13 protein-coding genes are annotated in these 15,246 nt (G+C 67.4%); 6 read left to right on the top strand and 7 right to left on the bottom strand.

From position 1 onward, the window contains the following. Positions 1–175: 175 nt before the first annotated feature. From ACZK45_RS18085 to ACZK45_RS18070, 4 genes are all read right to left on the bottom strand, one after another. Positions 176–319: a hypothetical protein gene (locus ACZK45_RS18085; RefSeq protein ID WP_478445036.1), complete on the bottom strand. Its 144-nt coding sequence runs from the start codon at positions 317–319 to the stop codon at positions 176–178. Then, positions 316–1,131 (bottom strand): hypothetical protein, encoded by an 816-nt coding sequence (locus ACZK45_RS18080; protein WP_071228138.1) that lies wholly within the window; start codon positions 1,129–1,131, stop codon positions 316–318. Before ACZK45_RS18080 ends, ACZK45_RS18085 begins: the two co-directional genes overlap by 4 nt. A 206-nt stretch (positions 1,132–1,337) precedes the next feature. Then, entirely contained in the window at positions 1,338–2,078 is a 741-nt protein-coding gene (locus tag ACZK45_RS18075) for a basic secretory protein-like protein (RefSeq protein WP_293796018.1), read from the bottom strand. Further along, positions 2,075–5,419: a GH92 family glycosyl hydrolase gene (locus ACZK45_RS18070; RefSeq protein ID WP_478445035.1), complete on the bottom strand. Its 3,345-nt coding sequence runs from the start codon at positions 5,417–5,419 to the stop codon at positions 2,075–2,077. The genes ACZK45_RS18075 and ACZK45_RS18070 overlap by 4 nt, the downstream gene beginning before the upstream one ends. 421 nt (positions 5,420–5,840) lie before the next feature. Here ACZK45_RS18070 and ACZK45_RS18065 point away from each other — a divergent pair, with 421 nt between their 5' ends. The 4 genes from ACZK45_RS18065 (at position 5,841) to ACZK45_RS18050 (ending at position 9,134) form a co-directional block, all read left to right on the top strand. After that, entirely contained in the window at positions 5,841–6,038 is a 198-nt protein-coding gene (locus ACZK45_RS18065) for a zinc-finger domain-containing protein (protein ID WP_005410967.1), read from the top strand. Positions 6,039–6,053: 15 nt separating this feature from the next. Then, positions 6,054–7,169, top strand: coding sequence for a glycosyltransferase (locus ACZK45_RS18060; protein ID WP_180838230.1), 1,116 nt, complete (start codon positions 6,054–6,056; stop codon positions 7,167–7,169). Next, entirely contained in the window at positions 7,150–8,481 is a 1,332-nt protein-coding gene (locus ACZK45_RS18055) for an O-antigen ligase family protein (protein WP_478445034.1), read from the top strand. Before ACZK45_RS18060 ends, ACZK45_RS18055 begins: the two co-directional genes overlap by 20 nt. Before the next feature lie 203 nt (positions 8,482–8,684). Then, complete coding sequence (locus tag ACZK45_RS18050; RefSeq protein WP_478445033.1) at positions 8,685–9,134, top strand: REP-associated tyrosine transposase; 450 nt, start codon at positions 8,685–8,687, stop codon at positions 9,132–9,134. Between the two features lie 146 nt (positions 9,135–9,280). Here ACZK45_RS18050 and ACZK45_RS18045 read toward each other — a convergent pair whose 3' ends face one another. After that, on the bottom strand, positions 9,281–10,198 hold the full coding sequence (locus tag ACZK45_RS18045; protein WP_293796000.1) for an LpxL/LpxP family Kdo(2)-lipid IV(A) lauroyl/palmitoleoyl acyltransferase: 918 nt from the start codon (positions 10,196–10,198) through the stop codon (positions 9,281–9,283). Between the two features lie 60 nt (positions 10,199–10,258). Here ACZK45_RS18045 and waaA point away from each other — a divergent pair, with 60 nt between their 5' ends. Both waaA and ACZK45_RS18035 read left to right on the top strand, forming a co-directional pair. Next, positions 10,259–11,557, top strand: coding sequence for a lipid IV(A) 3-deoxy-D-manno-octulosonic acid transferase (gene waaA, locus ACZK45_RS18040; RefSeq protein ID WP_049398381.1), 1,299 nt, complete (start codon positions 10,259–10,261; stop codon positions 11,555–11,557). A 229-nt stretch (positions 11,558–11,786) separates the two neighbouring features. Beyond that, positions 11,787–13,004, top strand: a complete 1,218-nt coding sequence (locus tag ACZK45_RS18035; RefSeq protein ID WP_478445032.1) for an APC family permease — start codon at positions 11,787–11,789, stop codon at positions 13,002–13,004. Between the two features lie 100 nt (positions 13,005–13,104). Here ACZK45_RS18035 and ACZK45_RS18030 read toward each other — a convergent pair whose 3' ends face one another. Together ACZK45_RS18030 and ACZK45_RS18025 are read right to left on the bottom strand one after the other, a co-directional pair. Beyond that, entirely contained in the window at positions 13,105–14,463 is a 1,359-nt protein-coding gene (locus ACZK45_RS18030; protein ID WP_049460783.1) for a TolC family outer membrane protein, read from the bottom strand. 16 nt (positions 14,464–14,479) lie between these two features. After that, on the bottom strand, positions 14,480–15,127 hold the full coding sequence (locus tag ACZK45_RS18025) for a protein-L-isoaspartate O-methyltransferase family protein (RefSeq protein ID WP_478445031.1): 648 nt from the start codon (positions 15,125–15,127) through the stop codon (positions 14,480–14,482). Positions 15,128–15,246: the final 119 nt, after the last annotated feature.

Here is a 15,246-nt window from a genome sequence, read left to right as displayed (position 1 = left end):
CGGCTTCGTGCGGTCGCGCTGAGGCAGCGATGTGGTAGCGCCGGGCCATGCCCGGCGAGCGCGCAGCGTGGCGAATCAGGCATTTCGCCGGGTGTGGCCTGGCGCTACCGAGCGAATGTGGCAACCAAGGTGTGCCGCAGTGGTAGCTATTGAGCTACCGAAATATCTCCGATGGTCACCCTTCCTCCGCCACCGTATCCCCGGCTACATTGCAGGCCTTGCCGCAGTAGAATTTCCCAACCGACGCTGCGATTGCTGTGCCACCCAGGCACGCGACCACGATCATCAGCCAGCGATTGCGTTTCGACTTTCCTTTCATTTCATTTCTCCTTTTCTTCGATTCGATATCTCGATATGCCATCGGTTCGATTCCCGTTGCTGGTCCGGTGAGAGTTGGCTCCAGAGCCGCTCGGCATAGCGAAGCCCCTTGCCGCCACTGGCCTGGCTGAATGCGCGCGCATAGGCGTGTGCGCGTGCTGCATCGCGAGGCACATGCAGGCCATCCTCAAAGGTGGCCGCAAGAAGCATCAGGGCATTGCTGTCACCCGAGTCCGCGGCTTCGTTGAGAAATCTCACTGTCGCTTCCTTGAATCGCTTGACGAGCTCTTCATCGAACATGGAGTGCTCATCGTCGAACTGATGAGACGCCAGTCCCGAGAACATCAATTTCGCAGTGGAGTCGCCGTCTGACGCCGCGTAGTAGGCGAGGTCATAGATGGAGTGTTCTGATTCAAGAGCGGAGCAGTCTGAGTCACCCAGAACGTTTTCCCGGAACTCACGCTGCTGGTCGGGAGTCAGTCCCGTCGGAATGTCTGTTTCCGCCAAGCTTGCGGCGTTTGTGCAACGCGCTATGTCCTGCGCCAGCAGAAGGGCCTGCTGGGGCGACAACTTTCGGCGAATTGCAATCAACTGAGTCCCGGCGGCGGCAACGCTTGCGGCCTGCGTCGTCTCGATCGCAGCATCTTTTCCGTTGATACGAACCCGTACGGTCTGCTGCTCTTGGGGGGCAACAGCGAGAACGCTCGGCGTGTTGCTTCTCGTCCAGATCGCGGTCGTGATCAGTGCAATGGCTGCTCCTGTCACCAGCACAACGACCGCTTTGCGCCTACCGACCTTGGTTCTGATTTTCATGCAAGCAAGGTTAGCGACCCTCGCTCAGTCACGATGTCGGTTGCTGCCGCGTGCTGTTGTGAACAGGCGTCTATCCGACTTGTCGGATTACTCCGCGCGAGATCGTAATGAGATCCCGTTGGGCAGGTCGTGCCGGGCCATGCCAGGCGAGCGCGCAGCGCGGCGAAACAGGCGTTTCGCCGGGCAAGCCCCGGTGCTACCTGCGGTCAGCGCTTGCCGCGCCGTGCCGGCGCCGGCGGCGGTGCGTCCGAACGCGGCTTGGCGTACTGCGCCCACAGCGCCGGCAGTGCCTTGCCGGTGTGCTTCTGCCACAGCGCCGGTGCATAGCGGCCGTCGCGCAGAGCCTTGTCCAGTGCCAGCACCAGGCCGGGATGTTCCGCCTCCGCCCACTTCAGGAACGCACCGGTCACCCGGTAGCCGCTGTCGACGTTCTGCCCCTTCTCGACCTTCACCGGCAATGCCCAGCCAGCAGCGGCGTTGTCCATGCCGTAGCGGTCGCGCGCGTAGTCGGCGATGCCTTCCACCAGCCAGCCCGGCACCCGTGCATCGCCATAGCCGGGATACCCCTGCACGATGTGCATCGCCTCATGGGTGACCAGGTCGACGTCGTTCGGGTGCTGCGCCAGCCAACCCGGATTGATGGTGATCGTCGCTGCCTGGTCCTTGTCGCCGACGAAGGCGATGCCGGTGTAGGCCGGATCGATCACGATGCGCACCATTGACGGCGCAGCGGGATGGAAGTCCGCACGTTCGCGCAGGTACGCGAAGAAGAACGTATCGATCACCCGCTTGCGCTGCGGTGCGGCCAGGGCGCCACGGGCATCCTGGTAGTTCAGCGTCACGCCGTCGCGGGTCAGCTGCGTATCGAACGCCTGGGTCTGGCCGAAGCTTGAGAAGGACAGGGCAACAAGGGCCAGAGGCAGTAGACGGAAGCGCATGCAGCTCATTGTACGGTGCCGGGCGCCAGCAGTTCGATCTCCGCCAGCGGCAGCCGTGCCGGTGCCGCCAGGCGCAGGCGGTACTCGCTGTAGCGACCGGGTTTTGCGATGCGGAACGGACGGGTCTGGCGGGCGGATTCGAAGTCTTCGCCACGGCGCTGGTCGAGCACGGTCCAGCTGCCGCTGCCATTGCGCGCCTCCAGCGTCCATTCGCCGCCCTGGATGCGGCCGTCACCGCTGGTCAGCGTGTACATCGTCGGGGTGCCCTCGGCCAGGCCGGTCAGCGCGATGGTTGCACCGGCGCCCAGACCCACCGTGGTGCCGGCATCGTCATCGACCAGCGCGGGCAGGGCACGGCCATCGGCCAGCGTCGCCTTCGCGCCGCTGCCGAGCAGGTCGTGCAGCAGCTGCGGGTGCTGGCCGCGCGCGGTCAACGAGCGCGGCACATCGTCCACGCCGCTGCCCCAGCGCGAGGGGCGGGGTCCCATCACGAAGTCGAGGGTCGCGCCCTTGGCGATCAGGTCGTGCGGCACCCAGGTCTTCGTCCACGGCGTACCGTTGATCTTCAGCGACTGCACGTAGACGTTCTCACGCGAGTTGTTGGCCGCGTTCACGGTCAGCACCGCGCCACCCTGCAGCTCCACCCGTGCATGCTCGAATGCCGGCGAGCCGATCACGTACTCCGGGGCGCCCATGCGCAGCGGGTACAGGCCCAGCGAGGCCAGTACGTACCATGCCGAGGTTTCACCGTTGTCCTCATCGCCCGGGTAGCCCTGGCCGATCTCGCTGCCGACGTACAACCGCGACAGGATCTCGCGCACGTGCTGCTGGGTCTTCCACGGCTGCCCGGCGTACAGGTACATCCACGGGATGTGGTGCGCCGGCTGGTTGCTGTGCGCATACATGCCCATGCGCACGTCGCGCGCTTCGGTCATCTCGTGGATGGTGCCGCCGTACGAGCCGGCCAGTGCCGGGTCCGCGGTTTCAGGTGTGGCGAAGAAGGTATCCAGCTTCGCCGCCAGCTTTTCGCGGCCGCCATACAACGCGGCCAGGCCTTCGCCATCGTGGGCGGCGGTGAAGGCGAAGGTCCAGCCATTGGATTCGGTGTAGTCGTGGCCCCACACGCGCGGATCGTAGGCCTTTGCGTCCACGCGCCAGCGACCATCGGTCTTGCGGCCCTGGAAGAAGCCTGCCGCCGGATCGAACATCGTCGCGTAACTGGCGGCGCGATGGCGGAAGTAGTCGGCCTCGGTGCTGTAGCGCTCGCGTGCGGCGGGCGCGGTCGCGCGCTTGGCCAGGGCATCGGCCATGTTGGCGATGCCAAAGTCATTGAGTGCGCCTTCCATCGTCCACGACATGCCTTCGTGCACGTCGGCACTGGCATAGCCGCGGAAGGTCGAACGGTTCATGCCCTTGCGGCCGACATGGCGGTCCGGCGGCACCACGGTCGCGTTCTTCAGCGCGGCGGCATAGGCCTCGGCCGGATCGAAACCGCCGACGCCCTTCAGCCATGCATCGGCGAAGGCCACATCGGAGCTGGTGCCGACCATCAGATCGGCGTAGCCCGGCGACGACCAGCGTGCGATCCAGCCGCCGGCGCGGTACTGCTCGATGAAGCCCTGCACCAGCTGCCCGGCATCGTCGGGCGTGAACAGCGCATAGGCCGGCCAGGTGGTGCGGAAGGTGTCCCAGAAGCCGTTGTTGACGAATACCTTGCCGTCGCGCACGGCGGCATAGCTGCGGGTCGCGCTGCCCTCGGTGTTGTCATCGCTGGCACTGGCCTGGTTGGCGTAGCGCCACTCCGGTTCGGCGGCGCTGCCCACGTTCTCATGGCCGGAATTGGGGTACAGGAACAGCCGGTACAGGCTGGAATACAGCGTGGTCTTCTGGTCGTCGCTGGCATCGCCGATGTCGAAACGGGCCAGGCGCGCATCCCATGCATCCTGCGCACGGCCGGCCACGCTTTCCAGCGTATCGGCTGCGGAGATTTCCAGGGCCAGGTTGTGCCGTGCCTGCTCCACCGAGATCAGCGAGGTGGCGATGCGCATGGTCACCCGCCGGTCGCTGCCGGCATCGAGTTTGATGTAACCGGTCGGTCGGCCGGTGTTGAGGCGCCCACTGCTGCGCCACGGCCTGTCGAAGCTGGCCACCACGTACATGCGACTGGCGCCGTTGGACAGGCCGCTGCGCGTATCGGTGTAGCCGGACAGTGTCTGCGTGGCAGCGTCCAGGGTCAGGCCACCGCGTGCATCGACATTGTCGAACAGCAGGTTGGCGTCGCCGCCCTCGGGGAACTCGAAGCGGAACAGCGCGGCATGATCGGTCGGCGCGATGGCGGCCGCGATGCCGTTGTCGAAGCGCACGTCGTAGCGATACGGGCGCGCGCTTTCATGGCTGCGCTCGAATGACAGCGCGCGCTTGCGACGGTCGGCCTCCGGCACGCCACGGCTGGCCGAGGGCATCACCTGGAAGGTCTGGCGGTCGCCCATCCACGGGCTGGGCTGATGGCTCAGCGCAAGCGCCTGCAGCTGCGGACGGTTCTGTGCGTCGTTCTGTTCGTTCCAGCGGTACAGCCAGTTCAGTGCGCCAGCATCGGTCACCGGGGTCCAGAAGTTGAATCCGTGCGGTACCGCGGTGGCCGGGAAATTGTTGCCGCGCGAGAAGGTGCCGTTGGCCTGGGTGCCACGGGTGGTCAGCACCCAGTCGGAGACGCGCGCTGGCTGCTGACGTGGCACTGTGTCCAGGCGCACGTCATCGATCCAGCCCGAGACCGGTGCACCGTCGGCACTGGCCACCTCCAGTTCGATCGCCACCACGCGGCGGCCCTTCAGCGCGGGCACGTCGCCCAGCCGCACCGCCTTGCGCGCCCACTGCTGCGGATACAGCGTCTTCGAATCGCCCTGCGCGCGCGCACCGATGGCCACGCCATGCTGGTCGCGTGCAGCGCTGGCCGAAACGCGGCTGCCATCGTCCAGCAGCAGGTCCAGTGACACATAGGTCGAGGCCACGGTGTCCTTGCCGACGATCTCCGGCAGCACCAGCCACGAGAGGGTGGTATCGGCCTCGATCGGCAGGTCGGTCTTGAACAGCTCGCGTCGCGCGCTGCCGCCTTCGCTGCTGTAGCGCAGTGCATGCAGGCCGCTGTAGCCCGCATTGCGCTTGGCGGCGTAAGGCGCCGCAGGGCCGTTGCCGATCGTGACCTGCAGTGCGCCTGCGGCCGGTGCCGGCGCCGGCTGGCCCGGTTCGAACGAGGTCTGCAGTCCCTGTGCCAGCACCGGCATCGCGGTAGTCGCACAGGCCAGGGCCAGGGCGAGCGGAAGCAGGGCGCGGCGTGGATCGGACAGGGTCATGCAAGGGTCTCCCGGAAGGGCAGGCGGCGGGCAGAACCCGCATCGGCGGACACCACGGACAGCACCGCTCCGCCCGCCGGGATGGCAGTGGAAGAGGCGATGCCGGTCCGGTGGGGGCGGGCCATGCGATCGGGTCGGATTGGAGTGGGCCGGTTTACGACCTGGCCCGATCCTGCAACAGCCGTGGCAACCTGACAAGTGCCATTTAGTTCGATCCAAATGCGGGAAATATCGTTGTCGGCGGATTTTCGGCGTGAACCTGCAGGATCGATCGGGAATTTCCACTGGCACCCCGTCCCGAGGTGGCATGCATGGCCGCAGGGAATCGGCCCGGTACGCGCAAAGACCCGTTGCGGCGCAATGTCGGGGCGGCCCAGATGCTAGAATCACAGGCCTCGCAACCCGTTCATCGACATCCGCCATGAGCCATACCGCCACCGCGCCCGCCAACGCCGAGAAGCGCTACACCGTGCACCGCAGCGATCTGCCGCTGAGCTGCCCGACCCCGGAAATGGCGCTGTGGAACTCGCATCCGCGCGTGTACCTGCCGATCGAAGACGAACCCAATGGCGAAGCGCAGTGCCCGTACTGCGGTTCCGTGTTCGTGCTGGCCGACTAAGCGGCCGCCCCTTCGATGCGCCGATTGACCGTGGTGCAGTTGCTGCCGGCGCTGCACTCCGGAGGTGTCGAGCGCTCGACCCTGGAAATTGCTGCGGCCCTGGTCGCTGCCGGCCATCGTGCGCTGGTGGTCTCCGCCGGTGGCCGCCTGGTGCAGCCGCTGCTCGATAGCGGTGCCGAGCACCTCACCCTTGATATCGGCCGCAAATCGCTGCTGACCCTGCGCCACCTGCCGACCCTGCGCCGCCTGTTCGCTGAAGTTGGCGCCGACATCGTGCATGCCCGTTCGCGGCTGCCGGCCTGGCTGGGCCTGTACGCGATCCGCGCGATGCCTGCCGCACAGCGCCCGCATTGGGTGACCACCGTGCACGGGTTGAACTCGCCCAGCCGCTACAGCGCGGTGATGACCAGCGGTGAACGCGTGATCTGCGTGTCCAATACCGTGCGCGACTATGTGCAGCGGCACTACCCCACGGTTCCCGGAGCGAGGCTGCAGGTGATTCCGCGCGGCGTCGATGTCGCACAGTTTCCCCGCGTGGCCCGCGCCGACCGTCGGCCACGACTGGCGCTCGCAGCCGATTACCCGTGGCTGGCGCAGGTTGAGGGCCCGCTGCTGCTGCTGCCGGGGCGGGGCACCCGGCTGAAGGGGCATGCTCATGCGCTGCAGTTGCTGGCGGATGTGCGCGCGGCCGGTGTGCCGGCACAGCTGTGGATGCTGGGCACCGATGAACCCGGCCGTGAAGCCTACGTGGCCGACCTGCGCCGGCAGGCGGCTGCTTTGGGCGTGACCGACGCCGTGCAGATCAGCACGCCGACCGCGCGCATCGCCCAGGCCTATGCGGCCAGCGATCTGGTGCTGCAGCTGTCGGACAAGCCCGAAGCGTTCGGCCGCACCGTGGTCGAAGCGTTGTCGGTCGGTCGCCCGGTACTGGGCTGGGACCATGGCGGCGTCGGCGAACTGCTGCAGCAGCTGCAGCCGGCCGGCGCCGTGCCGCTGGGCGATGCACGGGCGCTGGGTGAACGTGCGCTGGCCCTGCTGGCGCAGCCGCCGTCCTTGCCGACCCGCATCCCGTTTACCCTGCAGGCCATGCAGCGCGACACCCTCCGCCTCTATGCCGACCTCGCCGGCTGACCCCGCAACCCTCGTGCGCGAGGACCGCGCCGGGCGCTGGGCGCCCTGGTGGGTGCTGGCGTACGTGGCGCTGTGGCCGTTGCCGGGCATCGCTGAAACCGTGCTGGGTCTTGGTGCGCTCTATGCCGCGGTGCGCATGATCATGCGCCGCCTGCAGCGCCGCCCGCACCTGCTGACACCCGCCGCGTGGGCGCTGACCTCGATCCTGTTCCTCGGTTACTGGCTGCCGCAGGCGTTCTCCGCCTTCGATGCGATCGATCCGGCGGCGTCGTGGACCAAGGCGGCCGCCGGCCTGCGCTACCTGCCCTTCATGTGGCTGGTGGCGATCGCCGTGGCCACGCCGCAGCGGCGCCCCCTGATCTTCGGTGGCCTGGCGCTGATCACCGCGCTGTGGACGTTGGATGCGCTGGTGCAGTCGGTGGCGGGCACCAGCCCGTGGTTCTGGTCGCTGCAGCAGCTGAAGCTCGCCGTCAGCGGCCATGCGCTGTGCCCGGCCGAGGAAGCCGCGCTGGCCGACCGCCTCAGTGGCGCGCTCGGGCCGTGCAACCTGAAATTCGGCCAGGTGCTGGCCAGCCTCTCGCCGTTCCTGCTGCTCCCCGCCGCACGCCGCTTCGGCACGCCGGGCTGGCTGCTCGCCGGTGCGGCGCTGGCCATCGTGCTGCTGCTGGCCGGTTCGCGCGCGTCCTGGATCACCTTCGCGGTGATCGTGGCCTACAGCGGCGTGCGCCAGCTCGGTTGGAAGCGCCTGGGCCTGCTGGCGGTGGTCGGCCTGCTGGCCGCGGCGGCACTGACCGCCAGCGTGCCGCAGCTGCGCGAGCGTGTGGCGCGCACCGCGATGGCCTGGGACGGCGGCACCGAGGGCGTCGACCAGGCGCTGTCCGGACGTGGGCGCATCTGGAGTGCGGCCGGTTGCATGATTGCCGGGCACCCGATCAACGGCGTGGGCGCACGCGGCTTCCGCGATGCGTACCCGCAGTGCGTCGGTGACGATGGGCCCGCGGTGTGGGGCGCCGAACCGGCGCTGCACGCACACCAGATCGTGCTGGAAATCCTTGCCGAAACCGGCGTGCTGGGCCTGCTGTTGTGGCTGGCCGCCGTCGCCCAGGCGTGGCGCGCCTGGCGTTTCGCACCGCCCGCGGCCCGTGACCGCGCGCGCCCTGCGATGCTGGCGCTGGCCGCCACCGTGTTCCCGCTCAACACCCACCTTGCGTTCTATTCCGCATTCTGGGGGGGGCTGACCGTGCTGCTGGCCGCGTTGTTCGCCGGCAGCCTGTTGGCCCGCGAAACGGACGACACGCCGACGGTGGTGTGATCGTCCATCCACGCATGGCGTGGCTCTACTCCACGTACCGAACAAACGTCCCCATGGTGGATCCACGCCATGGCGTGCATGGGGCGGTCACCGAACGAACGTCGCCGTAGTAGATCCACGCCATGCGTGGATGGGGCTTTACCGACGCAAACACGCGCCAACCTCCACTAGCCGTGCCTCCGTGTGTATCGCACGCTTAGGCCATGGCCAGCCCAAGACTCCGCTACGGTCGTTACTCCTGCACCGGTAACGTCTATTCACTGACTACGGTAACCCTCGATCGTGAACCCTTCTTTGCCGATGCTTCCAACGTAGCGATTCTGGTTGAAGCACTGCGCTTCGTAGAGCGCAAGGGCGTGAGCCGCAGCTTCACCTGGGTGGTGATGCCCGACCATCTGCACTGGTTGATGGAATTGCGCGGGGGAACCCTGGCCGAGTGCATGGCCCTGCTCAAATCACGCAGCAGCCGGCTGCTGAATCGGCGATTGGAGCGGCGAGGGTCGCTGTGGCAGCACGGTTACCACGATCACGCCGTACGCAGCGATGAATCCCTTCACGAGAAGGCGATGTACATCCTGGCCAATCCGGTCCGTGCGGGCTTGGCGTGCGTGATGGGGGAGTACCCGTACGCCTGGTGCCGCTGGCCGTTGTGAATCCCGGCACGGAATCGAAGAGCATCCACGCATGGCGTGGATCTACTTCAGAATGCCCCACGTCATTGAATCCACGCCATACGCGGATGAAGCCGCACAAGGCAGTAGATCCACGCCATGCGTGGATGAAGCCATCCCTCCCACCGCTACTTGTAGAAATCGCTCCGGCCGCCGGGCTGGCGCTTGAACCGCCGATGGATCCACAGGTACTGGTCCGGGGCTTCGCGCACCATTTCTTCGATGGCCTGGTTGACCCGCGTGGTATCGGCTTCCACATCCTCGCTGGGGAAATTCTCCAGCGGTGCGCCGATCTTCAGGAAGTACTTTCCGCCCTCGCGGCGGTGGAAGTACGGAATCACCGCGCAGCCGGTCATCCGCGCCAGCTGGTGGGTGGCGGTAATGGTGGATGCGGTATGGCCGAAGAACGGCACGAACACGGTGTCCTTGCCACGCATGTCCTGATCCGGCGCATACCAGAGGAAGCCGCCCTTCTTCAGGTGGCGCACGGTCGCGCGGATGTCCTCGTTGGCGAACATCGCCTTGGCATAACGCAGGCGGCCAAACTTCACCGCCCATTCGTACACCGGGTTCTTGTGCTTGCGGTACATGCCCGACAGGTCAACGTAGTCGCACAGCAGGCGGCCACACATCTCCAGGGTCATGAAATGGCCGGAGACCAGCAGCACGCCGCGGCCCTCGGCCTGCATCTGCCGCAGATGTTCCAGACCCTCGATCTGCACCTGCGGGCGGATGCGGTCGATGCTGCCCCACCAGGCGCGGATGCACTCGAGCACGCCCACGCCCAGCGCGTCGAAGCTGTCGCGCACCAGGCGCTGGCGCCAGGCTTCGTCCTTCTCCGGGAAGCACAGCTGCAGGTTGACCTCGGCGGCGCGACGGCGGCTGCCGAGCAGGCGCCAGCTGATCCAGCCGACGCCCCGGCCGAGCGCACGCTGCAGCATCCACGGCAGGCGGGCGATGGCGAAGGCGCCGAGCATGGCGGCGAACATCGGCCAGTTGCGGGGATCGCGCAGCGACGGGCGGACGGCGGTGGTGGCATCTGACATGGCGCCATTCTACCAACCCGGCTGCGTGTCTTTCCCGGGGGGCTCCCGTATCCTTGCCGCATGCGTAAAGACCCTGTCGAATGGATCCTGCGCGGCCTGTACTCGGCCGTGCTCTACATCCTGCTGCCGATCACCGTGTACCACCTGGTCTGGCGCGGTTTCCGGGTCCGTGAATACTTCCGGCGCTGGGACGAGCGTTATGCCTCGTATCCGCAGCCGACCGGCCAGCCGCGGGTCTGGCTGCACGCGGTCTCGGTGGGCGAGGTCAATGCCGCCGCGCCGCTGGTGAATGCCCTGCGCCAGCAGCGTCCGGACATCCGCTGGGTCATCACCACCATCACCCCGACCGGTTCGGAGCGCGTGCGCGCGCTGTGGGGAGACGCGCTGGATCACGTCTATCTGCCGTACGACGTACCGGGCAGTGTCAACCGCTTCCTCGGCCATTTCCAGCCCAGCCTGGCACTGATCCTGGAAACCGAGCTGTGGCCGAACATGCTGTTCGGCTGCCGCGACCGTCGCATCCCGGTCTACATCCTCAACGCCCGCCTGTCCGCGCGTTCGCTGCGCGGTTACCGGGTGCTGGCGGCGCTGATCCGCCGTGCGCTGCGCACGGTCACCTGCGTGGCCGCGCAGTCGCAGGACGACGCCGAGCGCTTCGTGCAGCTGGGTGCTGCGCGTGAACAGGTGCAGGCGCTGGGCAACCTCAAGTTCGATATCGCCACGCCGGATGTGCAGGGCTTCGTCGAGCAGTTCCACGCCTGCGTGCCCGCCGGGCGCCCGGTGTGGATCGCGGCCAGTACCCACGATGGTGAGGAGCAGGCGGTGATCGACCTGCATCGGCGCCTGCGCCAGCAGCACCCCGACCTGTTGTTGCTGTGGGCGCCGCGGCACCCCGAGCGCTTCCCGAAGGTGGAGGCGCTGGCGCGCGAGCAGGGCTGGAACGTGACGACCCGTCGCGCGAAGCAATGGCCGGAGGCCGGCACGGATGTATTCGTCATCGACACCCTGGGCGAGCTGATGCCGTTCTATGCCTGCGCGCAGGTCGCTTTCGTCGGCGGCAGCCTGCAGCCGATCGGTGGCCACAATCTGCTGGAACCGGCGGCGATGGGCACTGCCGCTGTGACCGGTCCGCACCTGCACAACTTCGCCGAGATCTCACGGCGCATGCGTGAGGCCGGTGCCTTGCTGATCGGCGAGGACGTGCAGGCGGTAGGTGACCTGCTGCAGCACCTGCTGGGCGACGCAGCGGCGCGCGAGGACATGGCCCGTGCTGGATGCACGCTGGTCAGCAATGGCCGCGGTGCCCTGCAGCGCACGTTGGCGCTGGTCGCGCCACATCTGCCGCCGCCGCGCAGCTGAGCCGGGCAGCAACACCGCCAGGGCGGACACTACGTGGACCGACTGACGTGATCGACTGCATCAATTCTGCTTAGCAACCGGATTCCTGTCGCAGCAGGACCGGATGCGTGGCTGCGAACGTGTTTGTGGTCACATCGCGATGCGCACGGTACGGATTCTGATACCGCCCTTTGGCGCAGGCTGCCAGCCTGCTGTCGACCGCGCATGGGCGGAATCAAGAGGGCTTGCGATGGACAGCGACAACCGCCGTGGCCGGCACGCGCTGCTGGGAATGGATCACTTCACGTTGGTGGCGTTGACCTTGTTGCTGGGGGGCAGCGTGATCGCCCTGGTCGGCCAGTACACCGCCGCCCAGGCCGGCCCGGCCATCGTACTGAGTCTGCTGCTGGCCGCACTGGGCACAGCGCCGATGCTGTATTGCCTGCACGTGCTGAACCAGCAGCAGCCGGAAGCCGATGGCCTGTACGGCCCGCTGCGGGCCGCCTGGGGCACAGCAGTCGCGCGCCTGCTGGGTGCTGTGCTGCTGCTGGAGCTGGTGGTGACCAGCGCCGGCGTGGCGCAGTCCATGGCGGGCCACGCGCGTGCGGTGTTTGCCAGTCGCGGTATTGAAACCGGCAGCGCATTGCCGGATCCGGTGATGGCCGTCACCAGCCTGCTGGTGCTGGGTGCGTTCGTGTTGCTGCCTCCGCGTCGCATCGCGCTGATGGTCTGCGTGCTGTTGACGGCGAAGATCGGTGTTGGGCTGTTGCTGCTGGCGCTGGCGGTCCGCCACGTGCACTACGCGAACTGGATCCCGTGGCTGCCGGACGCCACCGCGCCCTATCGGTTCGGACCCGGCGGGGTGCTGGCGGCAAGCGTGCCCTTGCTGGCGGTGTTTGCCAGTGTGGGTCTGGCATTGGGGTTTCCTGGGCGTGGCCCGCAGGTGCGTGCGCGGTCATCAGGGCTGCTGGCGGCCGCGCTGCTGCTGGCAATGCTGCTGCTGATCGTGCTGGCGGCGTTGCAGGCCGGCCTGGTCGAGTTCCCGGCATTGGCCGGTACGCGGCCGTTGTCGGTGGCATTGCAGGGCCATCCGCAGTTGCAGTGGCTGCTGCCGTTGCTGCCGCTGGCGGGCATGGCTGGGCTGGCAGCACTGCTGCTGGTGCTGTTGTCGTTGGCCACACAGCTGGCAGCGCAGCTCTGGCCTGTGGCCGTGGATGAAGCGCCCGGGTTCCGGACACGGCTGATACCGGTCACCGTGGTGCTGGCGGCGCTGCTGGCGTTGGGAACGCCCGTCGATGCATTGCCGGTGCTGCCAGGTCCGGCAACCCTGCTGGTGATGGCGGCTTTGTGCCTGGCAGTACTGCGTGTGCGCGCGCCGATGCCGGGGGCTGCGATGGTGCTTGCGCCGCTGGCCGCGGCGCTGTGCGTGCTGGCCGCAGTGGAGCGGGCAGGCGCGTGGCCGGGCTGACGGCCGGCGGATCTGCGCCATGCCTGGGTGGGGCCGTACGCGCTGCCCACAAAAAAGCCACCCTCCCGGGTGGCTTCTTCGTTGCCGACAGGGCGACGACTCAGTGCGTGGTCGTCGACGGGTTGCCCGCGTCCTGGGTCAGCAGGCGGTTCACGTCCTGCAGCTCGGCCACGTCCAGCGCACCCAGCGACTGGCTCAGCAGCAAGCGGTTCTGCAGGAAGGTGTAGCGGGCCTGTGCATAATCCAGCTGCGCCGAGAACAGGATGCGCTGGTTCTGGATCACGTCCAGCACGGTACGGGTACCGACTTCCAGGCCGACCTGCGACGCGTCGTACGCGCTCTGCGCCGAGACCACCGCCAGGCGGCGGGCTTCCACTTCGCTGATGCCCTGCACCAGGGTCTGGTAGGCATTGCGGGTGTTGCGGTCCAGGGCACGCTTCTGCTGCTCGTAGCCGTCCTGGGCGATGTCGCGCTGGGCCAGTGCCTGGCGCACGCCGGACTGGGTGGCACCACCGGCGAAGATCGGCACGCTCAGGGTCAGCCCGATGCTGTTGGTGCGTGCATCCGGCGACAACGAGCCGGCACCAGTGCTGTCACCCCAGGTTGCGCTCTTGCCCCAGCTGCCGCCCAGCGACAGGGTCGGGTAATGGCCGCCACGAGCGGCCTGCACGCCAGCCTCGGCGGCGCTGACCTTCAGTTCCTGGGCCTTCAGCGCCGGATTCTGGTTGGTGGCCTGGTGCACCAGCTCATCGATGTTGCCACGGTTGGCCGGCACTTCCGGGCGGAAGTCCGCCGGCAGGCCGCGCAGGTTGACCACCGGCTGGCCGGTCAGTTCGGTCAGGGCCTGGTAGTTATCGGCCAGGGTGTTCTGCGCAACGATGGTGTTGGCACGCGCCTGGTCGTACTGGGCGCGTGCTTCGTGCACGTCGGTGATCGGCGCCAGGCCCACTTCCAGGCGCTTGTCGGCGAAGTCGAACTGCTTCTTCGCGGCCGCTTCATTGGTCTGTGCGGCGTTCAGCGATTCGATTGCCACCAGCACGTTGAAGTAGGCCGCCGAGGTGCGCACGATCAGGCTGTCGTTGGCCGAATCGAGGGTGAAGTCCGCGGCCTTGCTCAGCTCGCGCTGCGAACGCAGGTTGTTGATCTGGGTCCAGTTGAACAGCGTCTGGCTCCCTTCGATCGTGTAGTTGCGGCGCTTGCTGGTCACGGTGCCGGAGTTGGCGTCATGGTCCGCCTCGCTGCGCGAGCGGTTCAGCGTGGCCTGGCCGTTGATCTGCGGCAGCAGGGCAGCGCGGGCCTGCACGGCGCCTTCCTTGTCGTACAGCCGGGTGGATTCGGCGGCGGACAGCTGCGGATCGCCATTGCGCGCCATTTCGTAGACCTGCAGCAGGTCGGCGGCATGGGCGGACAACGGCAGCAGGGCAGTGGCCAGCGCAACAGCGAGGGATCGGCGGATCATTGCGGCTTCCTTGGACTCAGAGGTGGAACTGGGGGGCCGGGGCGGCACCACGCAGGTAATCAATATCGGTCTCGAACAGGGACTCGGTGCTGCCGTCGGCCTTGACCAGCAGGGCCTCCATCGCCGGCGAACGGCCATGGATCACGAACAGGCGACCACCCGGACGCAGCCACGAGGCGAACTGTGACGGCACCACGTCGACCGCACCAGTGACACAGATCACGTCAAAGCGGCGTTCGGTCTGCCAGGACAGGGCGTCGGCCACTTCCACGCGGACGTTGGTGCTCAGGCCGGAAGCGTCCAGGCGGGCACGCGCGGCGGCGGCCAGTTCCGGGTCGATCTCCAGGCTCAGCACGTCGCGCGCCAGCGCGCCGATGCAGGCTGCCAGGAAGCCGCTGCCGGTGCCGATTTCCAGCACTTCGTCACCCGGCTGCAGATCCAGTGCCTGCAGGGTACGGCCCTCGATGACCGGCTTCATCATCTTCTGGCCATGGCCGATCGGGAGTTCAACATCGGCGTAGGCCAGCGCCCGGTGCGCGTCGGCGACGAAGGCCTCGCGCGGCAGGCGGGCCAGGACGTCGAGCACCTTGATGTCCAGCACGTCCCAGGGACGGATCTGCTGTTCCACCATCAGTTCGCGGGCGTGGGCGTAATCAATCGTCATGAGGTTCAAATCCAGCGCAGTGGGCCGGCCATTTTACCGGTGCCGGAGGCCGGCGGCGCGCCCAGAGCATCAGCTGCCGGGTGGCCGGGGTCGCAGTGCCGGAAGTCATCGCGACCTCC

This window comes from Stenotrophomonas sp. 63632_Sma, assembly GCF_056482875.1.
The sequence above is the reverse complement of the archived record's forward strand: the minus strand, read 5'-3'. Positions and strand labels throughout refer to the sequence as shown.